Origin of the sequence: Chromobacterium phragmitis (genome assembly GCF_003325475.1) — a bacterium.
GTDB classification, from domain to species: domain Bacteria; phylum Pseudomonadota; class Gammaproteobacteria; order Burkholderiales; family Chromobacteriaceae; genus Chromobacterium; species Chromobacterium phragmitis.
Genome location: NZ_CP029495.1, coordinates 2,782,482 through 2,802,364, shown reverse-complemented (window position 1 = coordinate 2,802,364; position 19,883 = coordinate 2,782,482). Strand labels below are relative to the sequence as shown.

General features: G+C 65.6%; 19 protein-coding genes. 12 read left to right on the top strand and 7 right to left on the bottom strand.

The genetic code is table 11. From position 1 onward, the window contains the following. The first annotated feature begins 61 nt into the window (after positions 1 to 61). Together ccoG and DK842_RS13415 are read left to right on the top strand one after the other, a co-directional pair. Positions 62 to 1,489, top strand: a complete 1,428-nt coding sequence (ccoG, locus tag DK842_RS13420; RefSeq protein WP_114061887.1) for a cytochrome c oxidase accessory protein CcoG — start codon at positions 62 to 64, stop codon at positions 1,487 to 1,489. A 5-nt stretch (positions 1,490 to 1,494) separates the two neighbouring features. After that, positions 1,495 to 2,031, top strand: coding sequence for a FixH family protein (locus tag DK842_RS13415; protein ID WP_114061886.1), 537 nt, complete (start codon positions 1,495 to 1,497; stop codon positions 2,029 to 2,031). A gap of 176 nt (positions 2,032 to 2,207) precedes the next feature. On the opposite strand, the gene DK842_RS13410 is transcribed toward DK842_RS13415, so the two are convergent. Continuing rightward, on the bottom strand, positions 2,208 to 3,416 hold the full coding sequence (locus tag DK842_RS13410) for an MFS transporter (protein WP_114061885.1): 1,209 nt from the start codon (positions 3,414 to 3,416) through the stop codon (positions 2,208 to 2,210). Between the two features lie 90 nt (positions 3,417 to 3,506). Here DK842_RS13410 and DK842_RS13405 point away from each other — a divergent pair, with 90 nt between their 5' ends. After that, positions 3,507 to 5,180, top strand: coding sequence for an SgrR family transcriptional regulator (locus DK842_RS13405; RefSeq protein WP_114061884.1), 1,674 nt, complete (start codon positions 3,507 to 3,509; stop codon positions 5,178 to 5,180). Positions 5,181 to 5,249: 69 nt separating this feature from the next. Here DK842_RS13405 and DK842_RS13400 read toward each other — a convergent pair whose 3' ends face one another. Further along, entirely contained in the window at positions 5,250 to 5,594 is a 345-nt protein-coding gene (locus tag DK842_RS13400) for a hypothetical protein (protein ID WP_114061883.1), read from the bottom strand. After that, complete coding sequence (locus DK842_RS13395; protein ID WP_114061882.1) at positions 5,591 to 6,070, bottom strand: YbaK/prolyl-tRNA synthetase associated domain-containing protein; 480 nt, start codon at positions 6,068 to 6,070, stop codon at positions 5,591 to 5,593. The genes DK842_RS13400 and DK842_RS13395 overlap by 4 nt, the downstream gene beginning before the upstream one ends. 188 nt (positions 6,071 to 6,258) lie before the next feature. Here DK842_RS13395 and DK842_RS13390 point away from each other — a divergent pair, with 188 nt between their 5' ends. Further along, a complete protein-coding gene (locus DK842_RS13390) occupies positions 6,259 to 6,879 on the top strand; it encodes a glutathione S-transferase family protein (protein ID WP_114063739.1) in 621 nt (206 codons plus the stop codon). Between the two features lie 52 nt (positions 6,880 to 6,931). Here DK842_RS13390 and DK842_RS13385 read toward each other — a convergent pair whose 3' ends face one another. After that, on the bottom strand, positions 6,932 to 8,317 hold the full coding sequence (locus DK842_RS13385; RefSeq protein ID WP_114061881.1) for a tryptophanase: 1,386 nt from the start codon (positions 8,315 to 8,317) through the stop codon (positions 6,932 to 6,934). A 572-nt stretch (positions 8,318 to 8,889) separates the two neighbouring features. Here DK842_RS13385 and DK842_RS13375 point away from each other — a divergent pair. The 5 genes from DK842_RS13375 (at position 8,890) to DK842_RS13355 (ending at position 14,143) form a co-directional block, all read left to right on the top strand. Further along, the gene (locus DK842_RS13375; protein ID WP_114061879.1) at positions 8,890 to 10,266 is read left to right on the top strand and encodes a peptide MFS transporter; all 1,377 of its coding nucleotides are present in this window, start codon (positions 8,890 to 8,892) and stop codon (positions 10,264 to 10,266) included. A gap of 129 nt (positions 10,267 to 10,395) precedes the next feature. Next, a complete protein-coding gene (locus tag DK842_RS13370; RefSeq protein WP_114061878.1) occupies positions 10,396 to 11,883 on the top strand; it encodes an ArnT family glycosyltransferase in 1,488 nt (495 codons plus the stop codon). Continuing rightward, positions 11,880 to 12,887, top strand: coding sequence for a glycosyltransferase family 2 protein (locus tag DK842_RS13365; protein ID WP_114061877.1), 1,008 nt, complete (start codon positions 11,880 to 11,882; stop codon positions 12,885 to 12,887). The genes DK842_RS13370 and DK842_RS13365 overlap by 4 nt, the downstream gene beginning before the upstream one ends. Beyond that, on the top strand, positions 12,884 to 13,273 hold the full coding sequence (locus DK842_RS13360; protein WP_114061876.1) for a GtrA family protein: 390 nt from the start codon (positions 12,884 to 12,886) through the stop codon (positions 13,271 to 13,273). The genes DK842_RS13365 and DK842_RS13360 overlap by 4 nt, the downstream gene beginning before the upstream one ends. Before the next feature lie 54 nt (positions 13,274 to 13,327). After that, positions 13,328 to 14,143: a ChbG/HpnK family deacetylase gene (locus DK842_RS13355; RefSeq protein ID WP_114061875.1), complete on the top strand. Its 816-nt coding sequence runs from the start codon at positions 13,328 to 13,330 to the stop codon at positions 14,141 to 14,143. Between the two features lie 6 nt (positions 14,144 to 14,149). Here DK842_RS13355 and DK842_RS13350 read toward each other — a convergent pair whose 3' ends face one another. Next, the gene (locus DK842_RS13350) at positions 14,150 to 14,824 is read right to left on the bottom strand and encodes a TIGR01621 family pseudouridine synthase (RefSeq protein ID WP_114061874.1); all 675 of its coding nucleotides are present in this window, start codon (positions 14,822 to 14,824) and stop codon (positions 14,150 to 14,152) included. Positions 14,825 to 15,131: 307 nt separating this feature from the next. Here DK842_RS13350 and DK842_RS23915 point away from each other — a divergent pair, with 307 nt between their 5' ends. After that, complete coding sequence (locus DK842_RS23915; protein WP_269779777.1) at positions 15,132 to 15,599, top strand: pilin; 468 nt, start codon at positions 15,132 to 15,134, stop codon at positions 15,597 to 15,599. A gap of 20 nt (positions 15,600 to 15,619) precedes the next feature. On the opposite strand, the gene DK842_RS13340 is transcribed toward DK842_RS23915, so the two are convergent. Beyond that, complete coding sequence (locus DK842_RS13340) at positions 15,620 to 16,096, bottom strand: acyl-CoA thioesterase (protein ID WP_114063738.1); 477 nt, start codon at positions 16,094 to 16,096, stop codon at positions 15,620 to 15,622. Between the two features lie 97 nt (positions 16,097 to 16,193). Here DK842_RS13340 and DK842_RS13335 point away from each other — a divergent pair, with 97 nt between their 5' ends. Further along, entirely contained in the window at positions 16,194 to 16,919 is a 726-nt protein-coding gene (locus tag DK842_RS13335) for a putative metalloprotease CJM1_0395 family protein (RefSeq protein WP_114061872.1), read from the top strand. On the opposite strand, the gene DK842_RS13330 is transcribed toward DK842_RS13335, so the two are convergent. Then, on the bottom strand, positions 16,916 to 19,288 hold the full coding sequence (locus DK842_RS13330) for a heavy metal translocating P-type ATPase (RefSeq protein ID WP_232538477.1): 2,373 nt from the start codon (positions 19,286 to 19,288) through the stop codon (positions 16,916 to 16,918). The genes DK842_RS13335 and DK842_RS13330 overlap by 4 nt on opposite strands. Before the next feature lie 80 nt (positions 19,289 to 19,368). Between DK842_RS13330 and DK842_RS13325 the strand changes: the two genes are divergently transcribed. Then, on the top strand, positions 19,369 to 19,875 hold the full coding sequence (locus DK842_RS13325; RefSeq protein ID WP_114061871.1) for a Cd(II)/Pb(II)-responsive transcriptional regulator: 507 nt from the start codon (positions 19,369 to 19,371) through the stop codon (positions 19,873 to 19,875). Positions 19,876 to 19,883 lie beyond the last annotated feature (8 nt).

Here is a 19,883-nt window from a genome sequence, read left to right as displayed (position 1 = left end):
AGAGGCTTTGGCAGAGCGCATCGTCCGGTGAGTTTCGCCAAATCCTCTTCAGGAAACCGACATGTCCGATTCGCTGAAGAAAATTCCGATCAAGGTCGAAAACCAGGACAAAGAAACCGTCTCGCTGTACGAAACCCACCGCAAAATCTACCCGCGCGCCGCCAAGGGCCTGTTCAACAACTTCCGCGTGTTGTTCGTGCTGGGCACCCAGCTGGTTTACCTGGGCCTGCCCTGGCTGCAATGGAACGGGCGCCAGGCGGTGCTGTTCGACCTGGCCGACCGCAAGTTCTACCTGTTCGGCCTCACCGTCTGGCCGCAGGACTTCGTCTATCTGGCCGCGCTGCTGATGTGCTGCGCCTTCGGCCTGTTCACCTGGACCACCATCGCCGGCCGGCTGTGGTGCGGCTACTCCTGTCCGCAGACGGTCTACACCGAAATCATGTTGTGGATAGAGCAATGGGTGGAGGGCGACCGCAACAAGCGCATCAAGCTGGACGCGGAGCCGATGGGCTTGCGCAAGCTCAGGCTGAAGTCAGCCAAGCATTTCCTGATGCTCGCCTTTTCGCTGTGGACCGGCTTCACGCTGGTCGGCTACTTCACGCCGATTCGCAGCCTGGTGGCCGCCATTCCCACTTTCGGCTACGGCTCCTGGGAAATCTTCTGGATGTTCTTTTACGGCGGCTTCACCTACCTGTTCGCCGGCTTCATGCGCGAGCAAGTGTGCAAATACATGTGCCCGTACGCCCGCTTCCAGAGCGTGATGTTCGACGCCGACACGCTGATCATCTCCTACGACGAGGCCCGCGGCGAGCCGCGCGGCGCGCGCAAGAAAGGATCGGACCCGAAGGAACAGGGTCTGGGCGCCTGCATCAACTGCAGCATCTGCGTGCAGGTGTGTCCGGTGGGCATCGACATCCGCAACGGCCTGCAATATGAATGCATAGGCTGCGCCGCCTGCATCGACGCCTGCGACGAAGTCATGGACAAGATGGGCTATCCGCGCGGCCTGATACGCTACACCACGGAAAACGCGCTGGAAGGCAAGTATCCGGAAAAGGCGATCGCGTCGCGGCTGAAACGGCCGCGGGTGGTGCTGTACAGCCTGGTGCTGCTAACCATCTTCGCCGCGGCCGTCACTTCGCTGGCGATGCGCAAGCCATTCAAGGTGGACATCCTGCGCGACCGCGCCTCGCTGGTGCGCGAAACCGACGAAGGCTGGCTGGAAAACACCTACACCATCAAGATCATCAACACCACGGAACATCCGCAGCAGTTCCGGATCACAGCCGAAGGCCTGCCCGACATCAAGGTCAAGACGCAGACGCCGCTGGTGGCAATACCCGCCGCCGCCACCGACAGCGCCACCGTGCACGTGGAAGCCGACCCGCAGTACGCGACCAAGGGCAGCCACCCGATCCGCTTCATCATAGAGTCCGCCGGCGACGCCTCGCTGCGGGTAGAAGAAAAATCCAGCTTCATCGGAGAATGACACGCATGCAGCAACACACCGCCCACCAACCGCCCCGCCCTTGGTACAAGGAACCCTGGCCCTGGATACTGTTCGGCTTTCCGGCCGTGTCCGTCGTCGTCGGCATCGCTTTCCTGATGGCGGCGATCAAGTCCGACGACGGTTTGGTCACCGACGACTATTACAAGAAGGGCAAGGCCATCAATATGGAGCTGCGCCGCGAAAAGGCAGCAGCCCAGATGGGCCTGTCCGCCCAGCTGATGTTCGGCAGCGACGGCCGCAGCCTGCGTCTGGCCACCAGCAGCAAGGCCAAGCTGCCCGACACCATCTCGCTGCGGATGGTGCACCCGGCGCAGGACGATTACGACCTGGCCGCCGAAATGACCCTGGCCGGCCCCAATCTGTACCAGGGCATCCTGCCCAAGACACCGGTCAACGCCAATCACTGGTACGTGCTACTGGAAGACCACGAGAAAAAATGGCGGATCCAGGGCGAGTGGAAACCCGCGACGGGATCGATGGTGCAACTGGGCCAGCCCCACCTGGAGCCCGTCGAACACTAAGAGCCGCTAACCACCGCCCCGATCCAGCGTGGCGCCTCCTTGTCGCACGGCGGGCGCCGCCTGCCTCGGCGCGCCTTGGCTCAGGCTCTCCGCGGGGTCTTGCCAGCCGCTCCGAATCCTCTCCTGAAAAAACGGTCCAAGGGCCGTTTTTTTCAATTCTGCCGCGCCTTGCGGCCCTAGGCCACGCCCCTCACCCGGCTGAGCCAGCACAGCAAGCCGGCCCCGGCCTGCCACAACGCCGTCGCCAGCATCAGTTCGCGCAGCGGCAGGCCCGCCGACAACAGGCCGCCCAGGATCAGCGCCAGCGGCATCAACAGTTTGAACAGCGAGCCGGTCAGGCCGGACACTCGGCCAATCAGCTCGGCCGGCGTCGCCTCCTGCCGATAGCTCCAGATGCCGACATTGCCGCACACCACCACGAAGCTTTGCAGCGCCATCGCCAATGCCAGCCAAGGCAGCGCCGTCAACGTGGCCTGCGCCGCCATGCCCGCCGCCTCCAGCGACAGCGCCAGGCAGATCATCCGCCCTAGCCCCAGCGCCCTCCTCACCCGCGCCACAGCCAAGCCGGCCAGGATGCCGCCGCCCCCGGCGCAGCCGAACAGCAAGCCCAGCGCTCCCGGCGACAGGCCCAACTGATCGCGCGCGCGGAACAGGAATAAAACCTCGGCTACGCCGGCCGCGCCATTGGCCAATACCACCACCCAGCTCAGCTGCCACAAGGCAGCGTTGCCGCGCAGCGCGCGCCATCCTTCGGCCAGTTCGCTCAAGAAGCGGCGCTCGCCCGACGCGCGCGGTGCTGTCCGGGGCACGCGCGCCATCAGGACGGACGACGCTAAAAACATCAGCGCCGGCGCGCCCAAACTCCATTGAGGGCTAGCCCAGGCGATCAGCAAGCCGGACAGCATCGGTCCGCTGACGGCGAACACATCGGACAATGTGCCCAGGTAGCCGTTAGCCTGCACCAGCTGCGCCGGCGGCACGCTCACCTTGATCAAGGCCATGCGGCAGATGGCCGTCACGTAGTTGCACAACATCACGCAAAAGGTCAGCGGATAGAACAGCCACCACTCCATCTGCCCATGCGCCAAGGCCAGCGCGCCCCCGCCCAGCAACGCCGCCATCGCCAATAGCGAGCGCTGCGCCCAGCTGCGGCGGCACACCCGGTCCACCCACACGCCGATGAAGGCCGCCAGCAATAGATTGGGCAGGAACTCCACCGCACGCAGATTGCTCATCGCCGCCAGCGAATGCGTCAGCTCGTACAGGATCAAGGGCAAGGCCAGCTGGTAAATCTGGCCGCCCAGCGCCAGCAGCGCGGTGGAGGCGAACAGGCCGGAAAACACCGGCTGGCGCCAAAGCGAAACGGGAGTGGTGACGGCGGACATGCGCGCTCCATGACAATTGACAGAGCCGGCAGTATCCGGCACAAAAGCGGAGACAAACACGGATCAAATTCAGCCGACAGCTCCCCTTTTATGCGCACGCTCCAGCACTACCAGCGCCTGCACCGCGCCCTTCCCGATCACGACGGCCCCATCCGCCTGGCCGACATCGCCGGCGCGCTGTGCTGCGCGCCGCGCCACGCCCGCGAAATCCTGAAGAAAATGGAGGCGCGAGGCTGGCTGCGCTGGCAGCCCGGCCTGGGCCGCGGCCATCCATCGCATTTGCGGCTGCTGGCTCCGCCCTCGGAGCTGCAGGCCGACGCGCTGCGCCGGCTGCTGGACACGGGCGACATCGAACAGGCGACGCGCATTTTGCCGCCGGACGCGCGGCGGCAGCTGGCCGCCTTGCTGCCAGCCTATCTTGGCGCGCCGCCGGCCCAGCCGCAAACGCTGCGCCTGCCCTTCTACCGGCCGTTGCATAGCCTGGACCCGGTCCAGATCAACCGCCGCACCGAATGCCACCTGATCCGCCAGATATTCGATGGCCTCACCCGCTACGACCGCGCCAAAGGGGAGATCGTCCCGGCCCTGGCCCACCATTGGTCGCATGACGCGGAGTGGCGCAACTGGCGCTTCCACCTGCGGCCCGGCGCGCTGTTCCATCACGGCCGCGCGCTGGATGGCGAAGATGTCCGCCAAACCCTGCTGCGGCTGCGCGACGAAGCCGGTCCGCACCAGGGCCTGCTGCCGCATCTGCAATCCGTCAATCTGCCCGCGCCGTTGACCGTGGACATCGCGCTCTCCCGGCCCGACGCGCTGTTGCCGCGGCGGCTGGCCGACAGCGCCGCCTCCATCCTGCCGCGCGAGCGCTGGCCGCAAGCCGGCTTCGACCGCCAGCCCGTCGGCACCGGCCCCTTCCGGCTGGAGGTCAACAACGACTGCCGCGCCACCTTGCGCGCCTTCGACCGCCACTGGAAAACCAGGCCGCTGCTGGATGAGGTGGACATCTGGGTGGTGGACGATCCCGAAATCAGGGCCAGGCTGGACGCGCGCGTCTGCCATCAAGGCGAAACCGTCGACAAGCCGTGCCTGCGCCAATTGGAAGCCGGCTGCAGCTATCTGGCGGCCAACCCGGCCTGCCTGGACCTAGGACAAAGACAAGCGTTGGCCGACTGGCTGCATCCCTCCGTCTGGCAGGCAAAACTGAATGAGGAGCCTGCGTTGGGCATGCTGCCGCAATGGAAGCACCGCCCCCCGCCTGCCCAGCCGCAAGCGCCGCCGCTGCCGGCGACGCTGCGGCTTGTCACCTACCAGCTCGCGTCCCATGTCGATCTGGCTGAAGCGACGGCGCGGCGTCTGCGCGCGGCAGGCTGCCGCATCGAACTGACGGTGCTGCCCTATCCGGACTTCGCCCGTTACGACTGGCTGGAGAAGGCCGATTTGCTGCTGACCGGAGAAGTGATGGGCGACGACGTGGACTTCAACGTCTGCCAATGGCTGAGCCAGGACGCGGGATTTCACCATTGGCTGGAAGCGGAGCCGCGGCGCAAAATGCGCCGGGCGGCAGAGGCGCTGGCGCGAGAGCCCGATGCCGGACGGCGCTGGCAGCGCTACGAAGCGCTGGCCCGCCGGCTGGTGGAAGAGGCTAGCCTGATCCCGCTGCGCCATTACTGGCAAATGCTGGAATACTCGCCCCAGGTGCGCGGCGTCAGCTTGGCGCAATGCGGCTGGATGGATTTCGACCAGATCTGGCTGGCGCCGGAGTAAGCCGCGCGCGCCTGCGCGGCGACACCCCAGCCCCAAAGCAGGCGGCGCGCGCCTCCCATTGGGGCTTTTTCAGATCGCGGATTCCGCGTGGTAACGCAACCAATAGGCTTCTCGGCAGGCGTTGTCGAAACTCTTGCGCGCGGGCTCAATGCCCGGCGAGCCGCCCAGCTCCAGCACTTCGTAAGTGATCCAGCACTCGGAGCAAGCCAACTCACTGGGATAATCATCCATTTCGATAGCGCGGCGGACCACCACGCCGTTGTCGAAACGGTAATCGCGCTGCCGCAAGGTCACCTCGCAATCGGCCTCGCGCCAGCTCTCGTTCCGCTCCTCTCGGCCGACGATGCGCTCCGCGCCGGCCCCGCCCATGATGGCGCGGGCGTAGGCGGCCAGCGCTTCGTTCGGATCACTCATTCCAGGCGCTCCTGGCGGATGTCGGCCAACAAGGGCTGCGCTAGCCGGCGGTAATCGTCGCCATCCAGCACGATGGACGCGTCCAGCCTGCCGGCGTTGAACGCGATCTCCCGGTAGCGCGCCAACAACTGCGGGTCCGCGACCAACCGGATGGACGGATCGAAGCTGAACGGCGGGATGGCGCCGATCACGCAACCTGTCGCCGCCTCGGCATCGGCCGCGTCGGCCAGCTTCACCTTTCGCGCGCCGACGGCGGCGGCCACCTTGGCGAAATCCACCCGTTCGTCACCAGGCAACACCGCCAGCACATACTGCCCAGCCGCGTCCCCCACCCGACAGAGCATGGCCTTGGCGCCCTGTCCGACTTCAGTGCCGCGGATCTCGGCCACCTTGTGCGAATTGCCCTCGGCCGGGTGTTCGATCACCCGGAAGCGGGCATGGCCGTTCTCCAGCATTTTGCGCAAATGTTCAAACATGGTTTTCTCCGCCGGCTCCCTGCCAGCCATTGGCAATCTACATGAGGGCGGACTTCGGCCAGGCAAGTCCGCGCGCGCCGCAGCAAATCGCTTGTCGCCTGCGGTCCAGCCATGCATGATGCATGGAAAAGGCGGTCTTTTGCCGCCCTTTCCGCCGCCTCAACCTCCGTAAAGAAAGGCGCAAGACCATGTCGAAAGAGCTCGTCTTCTATACCAACCCGCAATCGCGGGGCAATATCGTGCACTGGATGCTGGAAGAAGTGGGCGCGCCCTACCGCCCGGTGCTGCTGGAGTACGGCCCGGCGATGAAATCGCCCGACTATCTGGCCATCAATCCGATGGGCAAGGTGCCCGCCATCCGCCATGGCGATCAGGTCGTCACCGAAGGCGCGGCCATCTGCGCCTATCTCGCCGACGCCTTTCCCGAGGCAGGGCTCGCGCCGGCGCCCGCCGAACGCGGCGATTATTATCGCTGGCTGTTTTTCGCCGCCAGCTGCGTGGAACAGGCCTGGACCAACCAGGCCGCCGGCTTCACGCCCACCCAGGAGCAGCAACGCATGTTCGGCTACGGCTCATACGAGGCGACGCTGAACACCCTGGCCAAAGCCGTCGCCGGCCGCCGCTATCTCGCCGGCGACCGCTTCAGCGCGGCCGACGTCTATGTCGGCCGCACCATAGGCTATGGCATCGAGTTCGGCAATATGCGCGACTGGCCCGAACTGGTCGCTTACTGGGATGGACTGAAAAACCGGCCGGCCCTGCAGCGCGCCGCCGAGCAGGCCGCCCAGTGGCAAGCAAGCAAGACGTAAACGCCAGCCACGCGCGGGAGGCGGACTCGCAGCCTCCTCCCGCCCGCAAGCGCTACGCCGGCCTCAGCCGCGCGGTGAAGTGCCGCAGTATCGGCGGCTCGTAGTCGAAGGCCAGACCTCTCACCTCGGTCACGCGCTGTTTCACCTCGATCAGACAGTCGGCGATGTAGTCCATGTGATCATTGGTATACACCCGGCGCGGTATCGTCAGCCGCATCAGCTCGAACGGCGACGACTCCTGCAGGCCCGTTTGCGGATTGCGGCCCAGCAATAAGGAGCCGATTTCCACCGCCCTAACCCCGCCCTCCAGATAGAGTTCGCAGGCCAGCGCATGAGCCGGGAATTGCTCGGCCGGAATATGCGGCAGCAGGCGCGCGGCGTCGACGAATACCGCATGCCCGCCGGTCGGCGTCTGGATCGGCACCCCGCCTTCGCGCAGCCGCTCGCCCAGATAAGCCACTTGGCCGATGCGGTAGCTAAGGAAGGCGTCGTCCAGCCCTTCCCTCAACCCTATCGCCAACGCCTCCATGTCGCGTCCCGCCAGGCCGCCATAGGTGACGAAACCTTCCATCGGCACGCAACGCACCTGCACCTCGCGGAACAGCGCCTCGTCGTCCTTGAAGCAGCACAGTCCGCCGATATTGACCAGCCCGTCCTTCTTGGCCGACATCGTGAACATGTCGCCGTGGCCGAACATTTCGCGCGCGATAGCCGGTATGGAAGCGCCGGCATAGGCCGGATCGCGCTGGCGGATGAACCAGGCGTTTTCGGCGAAGCGCGCGGCGTCTATCACCACCGGGATGCCGCGCGCGCGCGCCAGTTCGCTGACGGCGCGGATATTGCCCATGGATACCGGCTGACCGCCGGCGCTGTTGCAGGTGATGGTGACGATGACGGCGGCGACGTTGTCTCCCTCCGCTGCCACGATGTCGCGCAGCCGCGGCAGATCGAAATCGCCCTTCCAGTCATAAGCCGTGCCGGTGTCCAAGGCCTGCGGCGTCAGCACATTGACCGCGCGCGCGCCGGCCAGCTCCACGTGGGCCTTGGTGGTGTCAAAGTGATAGTTGGACAGAAACACCGGCCGCTCGCCGCGGCAGCGCTTGACCAGTTCCGGGAACAGGATCTGCTCCGCGCCGCGGCCCTGGTGGGTGGGAATGGTGTGGGCGTAGCCGAACAGCTCGCGCACGGTGTCGGCCAGGTGCAGGAAATTGCGGCTGCCGGCATAGGCCTCGTCTCCCATCATCAGGCCAGCCCATTGGCGGTCGGACATCGCGCCGGTGCCGCTGTCGGTCAGCAAGTCGATATAAACGTCTTCCGCCTTGAGCAGAAAGGGGTTCCAACCGGCCTGCACCAACGCCTGGCGGCGGTCTTCGGCCGTGGTTTGGCGAATGGGCTCCACCATCTTGATGCGGAACGGTTCGGGAATGCGTCGCGCCATGATCTTCTCCTCGGCGCGGCCGAATGCCGTCCGCTCAGGTGCGGACAGGACGACGGCGCGCCTTCATGCGATAGGGACAAGGAAGCCTGAGAAGATCAGCCGCGTGGAAAATCGAATGTCAGGATGACATCGACGGTGTACCAGTCGGGGCGCGGGCCGTGGAAGTCTATCTGGGCCTGGCCAGCATGGGGCTTGGTATTCATCGCCACACCTTGAGGCAGTTGCAGGGTCGCCCGAATGAGAGCGCCCATCCACGATAGGACAATTTTGTCAGACTGCACAACAAATACAGGCAGATTACGACTATCAATTTATTGATTTGTATACATTAAACAATAATCGCAATGCAATAAACTCATCTGCTCTAGAGCTTTTGCTAGTAAGAAAACATCAACAACGAAAAGCATTTGCTCTATTTATTACAATGTAATTGATCTAGCTTAAAAAAAATTTTCACATCTCAACATTAAATCGATATGATCTTGCGCTGCCTACAAAATCCAAGGCATGCATAAAAAACAAAAACACCGCTCGTTGCTGGTGATGTCTCAAGTCACTCGAAGGAAACCCTTATGTCTACACAATCGCATCCCAAGGGGCTCTATCTGCTCTTTGTGACGGAGATGTGGGAGCGCTTCAGCTACTACGGCATGCGCGCCATCTTCACGCTGTACATGATCAAGGCGCTGCTGTTCGATAAGGCCCACGCATCCGACATTTATGGCACCTATACCGGCCTGGTCTACTTCACCCCGCTGATCGGCGGCTACATCGCCGACCGCTACTGGGGCAACCGCCGCTCCATCCTGGCCGGCGGCGTGCTGATGGCCATCGGCCAATTCATGCTGTTCTTCTCCGGCTCCTTCCATGACACCAACGTCGCCGCCGCCTCCTGGCTGCTGTACGGCGGCCTGGGCATGCTGATCGCCGGCAATGGCCTGTTCAAACCCAACATCTCGTCGATGGTGGGCCAGCTGTACGCGCCGGGCGACAAGCGCGTGGACTCCGCCTTCACCATCTTCTACATGGGCATCAATACCGGCTCGCTGATCGCGCCGCTGATATGCGGCACGCTGGGCGACACCGGCGATCCGGCCGATTTCAAATGGGGCTTCATGGCTGCCGGCTTCGGCATGCTGCTGTCCCTGGTGATATTCACTCTGTTCAAGAACAAATATCTGGTGACGCCGGAAGGCAAACCGATAGGCATGGCGCCGAAGCGCCATCACGAAAGCGGCGAGAAAGTGGTGCACGCGCCGCTGACCAGCATCGAAAAACAGCGCTTGGCCGTGATCCTGATCGTGTCCGCCTTCGTGATCTTCTTCTGGTCCGCCTTCGAGCAGGCCGGCGCTTCGCTGACTTTCTTCGCCGAAGAACAGACCAACCGCAACCTGATGGGCTATGTGATCCCGGCCTCGTTCTTCCAGTCGCTGAATCCGATTTCGGTGGTGATCTTCGCGCCGATCTTCGCCTGGATCTGGACCAAACTGGGCCACAAAGGCATGGAGCCGTCCTCCCCCGCCAAGATGGCCCTGGGCCTGTTCTTCCTGGCCCTGGGCTATCTGGTGATCGCTTTCGGCGTCGACGGCCTGGCGCCGGGCGTCAAGGTCAGCATGCTGTGGCTGGTCAGCCTGTACGTGCTGCATACCTTCGGCGAGCTGAGCCTGTCGCCGATCGGCCTGTCGCTGGTGGTGAAACTGTCTCCGGCCCGCTTCACCGGCCTGATGATGGGCATCTGGTTCCTGTCCTCCGCCGCCGCCAACAAGTTCGCCGGCACGCTGTCCGAGCTGTATCCGGACCCGGCCAAGCCGGTCCCGCATTTCCTCGGCTACGCGGTGACCAATCTGCACGACTTCTTCATGCTGTTCGTCATGATGGCGGGCGCCAGCTCCATCGTGCTGTTCGCGCTGTCTTCCGTGCTGAAGAAGATGATGCACGGCCGCCAGTAAGCGCATCCCGTTCCTCATCCCAACGCCGCCTCCGGGCGGCGTTTTCGCTGATTGCGCTGGCAGACGCCGCTCCCGGTCTGTGATAGCCTTGCGCCGATCCACTACCCCGTTTTGAAAACAAGTTTACGGATGAATACCGCTGCTACTTCTTCCTGGCGGAAGGCGGCCGGCTACGCCTTGCTGGCGCTGCTGGCCATCCGCCTGCTGGCGATGCGGGCGATCCCGCTCACCGACACCACCGAGGCGCGCTACGCCGAGATCGCCCGCAAGATGCTGGAAACCGGCAACTGGGTGACGCCGCTGCACGACTACGGCGTGCCGTTCTGGGCCAAGCCGCCGCTGTCCACCTGGCTGTCCGCGGCCAGCATGGGCCTGTTCGGCGTCAATGAATTCGCCGCCCGCCTGCCGGCGCTGCTGCTGGCGCTGGGCGCGCTGTGGCTGACGGCCGACCTGATGCGCCGCCGCGCCGGACGCGACGCGGCGATGGCCGCCGCGTTGTTCCTGGCCGGCAGCCTGCTGTTCTACGGCGCGGCCGGCACGGTGATGACCGACCCCTCGCTGATGTTCTGCGTGACGCTGAGCCAGGTGGCTTTCTGGCACGCGATGAACGGCGGCAGCCGGATCTGGCGCTACGCCTTCTTCGCCGGCCTGGGCCTGGGCCTATTGGCCAAGGGTCCGCTGTCCGTGGTGCTGGTGGGCATGCCCATCTTCTTCTGGGTGCTGATCCGCAATCAATGGAAGGCGCTGTGGCGCGAGCTGCCGTGGATCTCCGGCACGCTCTTGGCCGCCGCCATCGCCCTGCCCTGGTACGCCTGGGCGGAGATCCGCACGCCGGGCTTCCTCAACTACTTCATCATGGGCGAGCACGTCAGCCGCTTCCTCGATTCCGGCTGGAAGGGCGACAAATACGGTTTCGCCCACGCCACTCCGCGCGGCATGATCTGGCCGTACGCCTTGGGCGCGCTGTTTCCGTGGTCGCTGGCCATGCTGGCCTGGCTGGCCTGCCGCGCGCGCCGGCTGCCGGCCATCGTCCGCCAGGGAGAAAGCGACGGCTGGCTGCTCTACGCTTCGCTGTGGACGGTGATGACGCTGCTGTTCTTCACGATGTCCTGCAACATCATCTTCCCGTATTCGCTGCCGATGCTGCCCGGTGCGGCGCTGCTGATGGCCGAGCTGTGGCATCGCGGCCGGCATGAGCGCTCCGGCCGCGCGCTGCCGTGGCTGGCGCTGTCCTCCGCCGCGCTGGTGCTGGCCGCCATCGGCCTGCAATGGCATGACGGCGCCCGTTACTTCCGCACCCAGAAGCCGGTGATCGCGGCCTGGCTCCAGCAGCAGCCGGCGCAACAGGCCCGTCTGTTCTACTGGGACAGCCGCCGCGAGTTCTCAGCCGAGTTCTACAGCCAGGGCAAGGTGCGCACCACCGCCGATCCGCACGCGCTGGCCGTTCAGCTCGCCGCTCACCCCGGCAGCTGGATCGTCACCGAACAACGCGATCTGGCCAGCCTGCCGCCGGCCATCGCCGCCGGCTACCGCCACGCCGCGGAATTCCCGGTCATGAAGGACCGCATGCTGCTGCTGCGCCCGGCCGGGCACGGCTTGACCGGAGGCCAGCCATGAGCGACTTCGAAAACTTCGTTCCGCCCTACCTGCTTGAGCTGCATGCCGCCGAACGCCCGGCCACCCCGCTGATCAGTTGCCTGATCCCGGCCTACAACGAGTCGGAAAACATCGTGCCGATGCTGGAAACGCTGCACCGGCTGCTGTCCGAGCGCGGCTACCGCCACGAGCTGGTGGTGGTGGACGACGGCAGCCGCGACGACACCGTGCCGAAAGTGCTGGAGGCCGCCAAGCGGCTGCCGGTGACGCTGATCCAGCTGTCGCGCAACTTCGGCAAGGAAATCGCGCTCACCGCCGGCATAGACAACATCAGCGGCGACGTGGCGGTGCTGATTGACGGCGATTTCCAGCACCCGCCGGAAATGGTGCCGGTATTCTTGGAGAAATGGCGCGAGGGCTACGACATGGTCTACAGCGTGCGCGCCAACCGCGACGGCGAAACGCTGGCCAAAAAGCTGTTCACCCGCGCCTTCTACGCGCTGATCAATAGCGGCGCGCCGCTGAAGATCCCGGAAAACACCCAGGACTTCCGCGTGCTGGACAAGAGCATTCTGGAGGCGCTGCGCCGCATGCCGGAGCGCAACCGCTTCATGAAAGGCCTGTACAACTGGGTGGGCTTCACCCAACTGGCGATGGAGACGCAAACCCAGGAGCGCCGCGCCGGCGAGAGCAGCTTCAACTTCCGCAGCCTGTTCAACCTGGGCCTTACCGGCCTCACCGCCTTCTCCAACATGCCGCTGCGCATCTGGACGCTGGTCGGCTGCGCGATCTCGCTGCTGTCGATAGGCTACGCGGCCTGGGAACTGGTGCACACATTGCTGTTCGGCAACCCGGTCAGCGGCTGGCCGACGCTGGCGGTGGCCGTCACCTTCCTCGGCGGCGTGCAGCTGTTGTCGATAGGCATACTCGGCGAATACGTCGGCCGCATCTTCAATGAAGTGAAGGGCCGCCCCACCTACTTGATCAGCCGCATCACCCGCGGCGGCACGGACGGCGAGGCATGAAGCGGCAGCTGTTCTGGTTCGGCGTGGTGGGCGTGTCGGCCATGCTGCTGCACTTCGCGCTGGTGACGCTGGCGCTGGTGCCGCTGGGCGTGCCGCCGCTGATCGCCAACGTGCTGGGCTTTCTCGGCGCGTTCCAGCTCAGCTACTGGGGACACCGCCATTTCACCTTCGAGGCGCGCCACGTGCCGCACCGCCAGGCGCTGCCGCGCTTCTTCGGCGTGTCCTGCCTGAGCTTCTGCGTCAACGAAGCCATGTACTTCCTGCTGCTGCGCTTCACGGCGCTGGATTACCGCGTCTCGCTGGCCATCGTGCTGTTCGCGGTGGCGACGCTCACCTTCCTCCTGGGCAAGCTGTGGGCGTTTTCCTCCTCGCCGCAAACAAATTAACGCCTGGCGCGCCGGCTTGCTAAACTTTCCCCCCAGCCCCAAGTCATACCGTCCATGACGAAACGATTGACACTCTGCGCCGACGACTTCGCCCAGTCCGGCAGCATCAGCGCCGGCATCCTGCAGTTGATCGATGCCGGCCGCCTGTCCGCCACCAGCGCGCTCTGCCAGTCCCCGCACTGGCCGGAGCTGGCCGGCGAGCTCAAGGCGCGGGCGGAGCGGGTCGACGTCGGCCTGCACTTCAATCTCACCCATCCGTTCGACGCGCCGGTCAAGCCGCTGTCGCACTGGCTGATGAAAAGCCAGCTGCGCCAGTTGCCGCATGCCTCGCTGCGCGACGAGGCGCTGGCGCAGATAGACCGCTTCGCCGAGCATTTCGGCCGGCTGCCGGATTTCATCGACGGCCACCAGCACGTGCACGCGCTGCCGGTGATCCGCGACGCGTTGTTCGACGCCATCCAGCAGCGCTGGGAACAGCGGCCGCTGCCCTATCTGCGCTCGCCCGACCGGTTGGGCCATCCCGGCGACAACCGGCTCAAGGCGCTGATTCTGCGCAGCGTGTGCACCAATTTCGATGAGCAGGCGCAGGCGCGCCGCTTCGCCACCACGCCATGGTTCGGCGGCATGTACTCGCTGAGCCCGCAGGCGGATTTCGCTGGCCTGATGCAGGCCTGGCTGGCCAAGAGCCCTGACCGCGCGCTAATCATGTGCCATCCCGGACAGCCCGCCGTCGACGCCTCCGACCCCATCGCCGCCAGCCGCGGCCGCGAGTTCGACTACCTGTCCAGCCCCGCCTTCGCCGAACTCTGTCTGCGCCAGCAAGTCAGCATCGCTCGCTTCCAGCCGGAACCCGCTGCCGTCGCCGCCTGAATCCGCTCAGGGGGCCGGCCAGGGCTGTTCCCACGGCGCGCCAAGCTCAGAAAGCTTGGCGCGGCAGGTCTCGGCGGCGAATGCCTGCCCCGCCGTCGGCGGGCACAGAAAGGCGAAACGCTCCCCATCCAGTGCAAAACGCAGCGCATAGGCGTGCAGATAACCGCGGTCCGCCGCACTGCCGCCGTACAGCTCGTCGCCCAGGATAGGCGCGCCCTGCGACTTCATCGCCACCCGCAATTGATGCGTCTTGCCGGTGCGCGGCCGCAGCAGGAACAGCCGCAAGCCGGGCGCCAGCGAATAGCTGAAAAACTGCGTGACGGCCGGATTTTCCCTGTCCGCCGTCAAGCGCCAGGCGCCGCCCCGGCCCTTGGCCATGTCGCCGGCCACCTTGCCCTGCTTCTTCAGCGGCTTGCGGTCGGACAGCGCCAAATAGTATTTCTCCATCTCGCGCCCGGCCAGCGCATCGCCCAGTTGCCTTGCCGCCTCGGCGGTGCGGGCCACCAGAATCAGGCCGGAGGTGATACGGTCCAGCCTATGCACCGGCCACAGCGCCTCGTCGCCCAGCCCTGCCCGCAACGCGTCCATCAGACCCGGTTGATCCTCTTCGCGGTGAAAGCCAACGCCGGGATGCTTGTCGACGAGATAAAAACGGGGATCTTGATGAATCAGGGTGTACATGGTGGTTCCAGCGGTGAGTCAGCGGCGATTGTAGTGCAGCCGACAGCAGCTGGCCAAACCCCGGCCCCTGCGAACCGTTTTTTTGCCGCACTCAATGAGCGCGGGCATCCTCAATGCGCTGGCAAACGCCCGCCCCAGGGCTTCGCTCCCCGCGCGGAACGGGAAGCAAGCCGGCAAGTCATGACGAATGACAAAACAATATCAAACATGCCTTGAGCATAAAACGAATGAGTTGCTACCCTTTGCGTCGCTGCGGTCCGGAGCTTTCAGGCCGCCCGCCTTCGCCAAAACAGAAAAGGACGCATTCGTGAAACACGCCAGTCAGCAAGGCTTCACCCTGATCGAATTGATGATAGTCGTCGTCGTGCTCGGCATCCTGGCCGCCATCGCCATTCCGCAATACCAGAACTACACCGCGCGCGCCAAGGCTGTCGCCGCGCTGGCGGAATTGTCGCCGGCGCGCACCGCCTACGAAATAAGGCTCAATGACGGGAAAGCGATCCTGCCTGCCGGCGACGAGGAAGACAATCTCAAACTGATAGGCCTGCGCAATGCGCCGACCAACCATTGCGGCATGCGCGCGCTGGGCGACTCGCTGGCCACCATCGGCATCCAATGCGATATCGAGCAAGCCCCCGCGGCGCTGAAAAAGGAGCTCGCAGACAATGTGAAGCCCTTCCTGCGCCTGGTCCGCGGCGAGAAAGCCGACTGGCAGTGCACAACCAATATCAACGAGGAAGACCTGCGGCCAGCCGGCTGCGCGCAGGCAAGCTGATCAAGCCGAGAGGGATGCCGTCATTGCGCCTTTTTCTTGGCATCCATCTCCATCCGCAACTGCTTGCGCATCTCGGCGGCGCGGAAGCGCTGCCGCTGCTCCTCCGTATCCAGCGCCAGGGCCGGCACCGCCATCGGCTTGCCGTCCTGATACGCCACCATGGTGAAATAGCAGCTGTTGGTGTGGCGCTGGCTGCGCTGCTGGATGTTCTCCGCCACCACCTTGATCCCCACCTCCATCGAGGTGCGGCCCACATGGTTGACGCTGGCGAAAAAGGTCACCAGTTCGCCCACGTGTATCGGCTGTTTGAACAGCACCTGGTCCACCGACAGCGTCACCACGTAACAGCCGGCGTAGCGGCTGGCGCAGGCGTAGGCCACCTGATCCAGCAACTTCAGCAGCACGCCGCCATGCACGTTGCCGGAAAAATTGGCCATGTCCGGCGTCATCAACACCGACATCACCAGCTCGCGCTGTCCCTGCGCTTCTTCGCTCATCATCCGCTCCAGAAAGTATGCAAACGGACATTTTGCCACGGCCATTGGAATAGCGGGCAAGCGCTCCTATACTGAGAATTCAGCAGGAACGCGTTCCATGTCCATTTCCAGTGTAGCCGGCGGCTATTCCAGCTACGGTCTCAGCCCGCACGGCGCCAATTGCCAGTGCCCCGCCTGCCAGTCCTTGCGCTCGCAGGCTTCGCCAGTTTCAGGAACGCCCCCGTCCTCAGCCCCGCAAACGGCCAACGCCGCGCCTCCCCCCGCCGCAGGCGGCGAAGCCGGAAACAATGCTGCAGGCCAGGACAACCGCGGCAGCGCCCAATCCGCCAGCCAGGCCGCCAAACCAGCCGATCCCGCCGCGCCCAAGTCTCCGGACGGCAAGCCGCTGAACGACGCGCAAAAACAGGAAGTGGAGGACTTGAGAACGCGCGACATCGATGTCCGCCGCCACGAGGCGGCGCATCAGGCCGCCGGCGGCGCGTTGGCCGGCGCCGCCAGCTTCACCTACCAGCAGGGCCCCGACGGCAAGCAGTACGCGATAGGCGGCGAAGTGCCGATCCAGATCAGCCAGGGCGGCACGCCGCAAGAAACCATCCGCAACGCGCAGACAGTGCGCGCCGCCGCGCTGGCGCCGTCCGACCCTTCCGGCCAGGACCGCGCGGTGGCGGCGGAGGCCGCCCAGATGGAACAACAGGCCAGAATGCAGGAGCTGCAGCAGCAAAGCGGCAACCGCAGTCTCAGCCCGCTGCAAAAACTGCAGCAGGCGAGCGCCCCCGCCGGCAGCGTCCAGGCCAAGGGCGGCAATATCGACACCTACGCCTAAACGATCCGCCGCGCCAGCCGCAGGCCGTTGGCGATCACGATCAGGCTGGTGCCCACGTCGGCGAACACCGCCATCCACAAGCTCGCCACGCCTGCCAGCGCCAAGCCGAAGAATGCCAGCTTGATGCCCAGCGCGATGGCGATGTTCACCTTGAGCACCGCCGCCGCGCGGCGGGCATGCGAAATCAGATCGGCCAGCCGCGACAGCTTGTCGTCCATCAGCGCCACGCCCGCGGTCTCCAGCGCGCTGTCCGACCCCGCCGCGCCCATCGCCACGCCCAGGTCGGCTCGGGCCAGCGCCGGCGCGTCGTTGACGCCGTCGCCCACCATCGCCACCTTGCCCTCGGCCTGCAATTGCTCGATGAAGCGCAGCTTGTCCTGCGGCAGCAGGCCGCCATGGGCCGCGGCGACGCCGGTCTGCGCCGCCACCGCGGCCGCCACCTGCGGGCTGTCGCCGCTGAGCATCACCGAGCGCACGCCCAGCTTGTCCAGCCTGGCGATGGTGGCGGCGGCTTCCGGCCGCACCTGGTCGGCGACGGCGATCACGCCCAGCGCCCGCTCGCCGGCCAGCAATACCAGCGCGCCTTCTCCGGCCTCGTCCATGCGCCGCAACTCGTCCGCCAAGGCCGGCGTCAACGCGCCCCGCTCCTCCGCCAGCCGGCGGCTGCCCAATTGCAGCTCGCGCCCGCCCACGCTGCCGCTGACGCCGCGGCCGATCAGCTCCACCACCTGCTCGGCGGCGGGCAGTTCGACGCCGCGGCGAGCCGCCTCGTCCAACACCGCCCTGGCCAGCGGATGAGTGGAATGGCTGTCCAGCGCGGCGGCCATCGCCAACACCGCCGCGTCTGCGCCGCCATCCAGCGCCGTCACCCGGGTGACGCGGGGCTCGCCCAGCGTCAGCGTGCCGGTCTTGTCCAGGCAGACGGTGTCGATGCGGGCGGCCATCTCCAGCGGCGCGCCGCCCTTGACCAGCAGGCCGTGGCGCGCGGCCGAGGCCAGCGCGCTGACCACCGTCACCGGCGTGGCGATCACCAGCGCGCATGGGCAGGCGATCACCAGCATCACCAGCGCGCTATAGATGGCCTGGTGCCAGGGCATCAGGCCCGACAGCGGCGCAGCCACGGCGAACAGCGCCGCCAGCGCCAGCACCACCGGGGTGTAGACCGAGGCGAAACGGTCGATGAAGCGCTGCGTCGGCGCCTTGGACGCCTGCGCGTCGCGCACGGTGGCGATGATGCGAGCCAGCACCGAGCCTGACGCCAAAGCCGTGGTGTCGATCTCCACCACGCCGCTGCCGTTGATGCTGCCGGCGAACACCGCGTCCTTGGGCCCCTTGTCCACCGGCAGGCTCTCGCCGGTGATGCTGGCCTCGTTGAAACTGCTGTGGCCGTCGGCGATGCGGCCGTCCAGCGGCACCCGCTCGCCCGGACGCACCCGTACCCGGCTGCCCGTCGCCACCTCGGCGGCCTGCATCTCGCGCCAGCCGGCGCCCTCGGCCACCCAGGCGGTTTCCGGCGCCAGCGCCATCAGCGCGCGCACCGCCTCGCCGGCTCGCGCCAGCGACATCGCCTCCAACCGCTCGGCGATGGCGAACAGGAACAGCACCATCGCCGCCTCCGGCCACTGGCCGATCAGCATCGCGCCGATCACGGCGACCGACATCAGGAAATGGATGTTCAGCGTGCGGGTGGACAGCGCGATCCAGCCCTTCTTCAGCGTGGGAATGCCGCCCAGCAGGATGGAGGCCAGCGCCAGCGCCGCCACTTCCAGCCGGCCGTCGCCCAGGCTCCAGGCGATGCCCTCGGACGCGGCGGCGGCCAGGCCGGAGGCCAGCAGCAACAAGTTGGCGCGTCGGCCCGGCCCTTGCGGCGCCGGCGCGGCCGCGGCGGCGTCCAACTCCACCGCCTGCATGCCCACTTTGGCGATGGCGCGCTTGACGTCGTCCAGATGCGGCAGATCGTGGCGCAACAGCAACACCCGCTCGATGAAATTGAACTCCAGCGCCACCACGCCATTCATGCCGGCCAGCGCCTTCTCGATCAGCTTGGCCTCGGTCGGACAATCCATCGCCTGGATTTGCAGCTTCGTTTGTTTCTCGCCCTTGCCCTCGCCCAATTTCACCCGAGCCGGCTCGGCATGCTCATGGCCATGCGCGTGGCCGCAGGCCGCGCCGTGCCCGTGATCGTGGCCAGGTTTCCGCGCGGCCGACTGATGTTCGTGGCCGCAGCCGCCCTTGCGGCCATGAACATGCTCCGCGCCGCTCAGGGCAAGCTCGGCTTGCGCCTTGGCCGCGCAGCAATCGCCGCCGCGGGCGGATGAATGGCCTTGGTGCGGCAAGGCCGCCTTGCGATAACGCGTGAAGCTTGACATATGCGCCTCCATTGGTAGTCTGGGCACATTGCACACCCTGTAGTCACTACAGGGTCAAGCGTTTCTTTCGGGAGAAGGCCATGTTGATCGGAGAACTGGCGCGCCAGACCGGCTGCGAGGTGGAAACCATACGCTATTACGAGCGCGAGGGGCTGTTGTCCGCGCCGGGCCGTTCGGCCTCCGGCTACCGCCGCTACACCGCCGAACAACTGGGCGAATTGAATTTCATCCTGCACTGCCGTTCGCTGGGCATGTCGCTGGCGGATATCCGCAATCTGGCCGCGTTCAAGGCCGATCACGAGCATGACTGCGAAGACATCAACCTGCTGATCGACCAGCAGATCGCCAAGGTGCACCAGCAAGTGGAAGCGCTGCGGCTGCTGGAGCAGCAGCTGCTGGCGCTGCGCGACAAGTGCCACGAAAGCCACGCCGCCGCCGATTGCGGCATCCTGCAAACGCTGGTGGACGCCGCCGGGGGCGCGCCCTGCGTCTGCCACACCCCGTTCGGGCAGGACAATCACGGCCATAGCCAGGATCACGACCACGCGGCCAAAAAAAATGGCCGGACCCAAAAGGGCCGGCCTTAAATCAACGC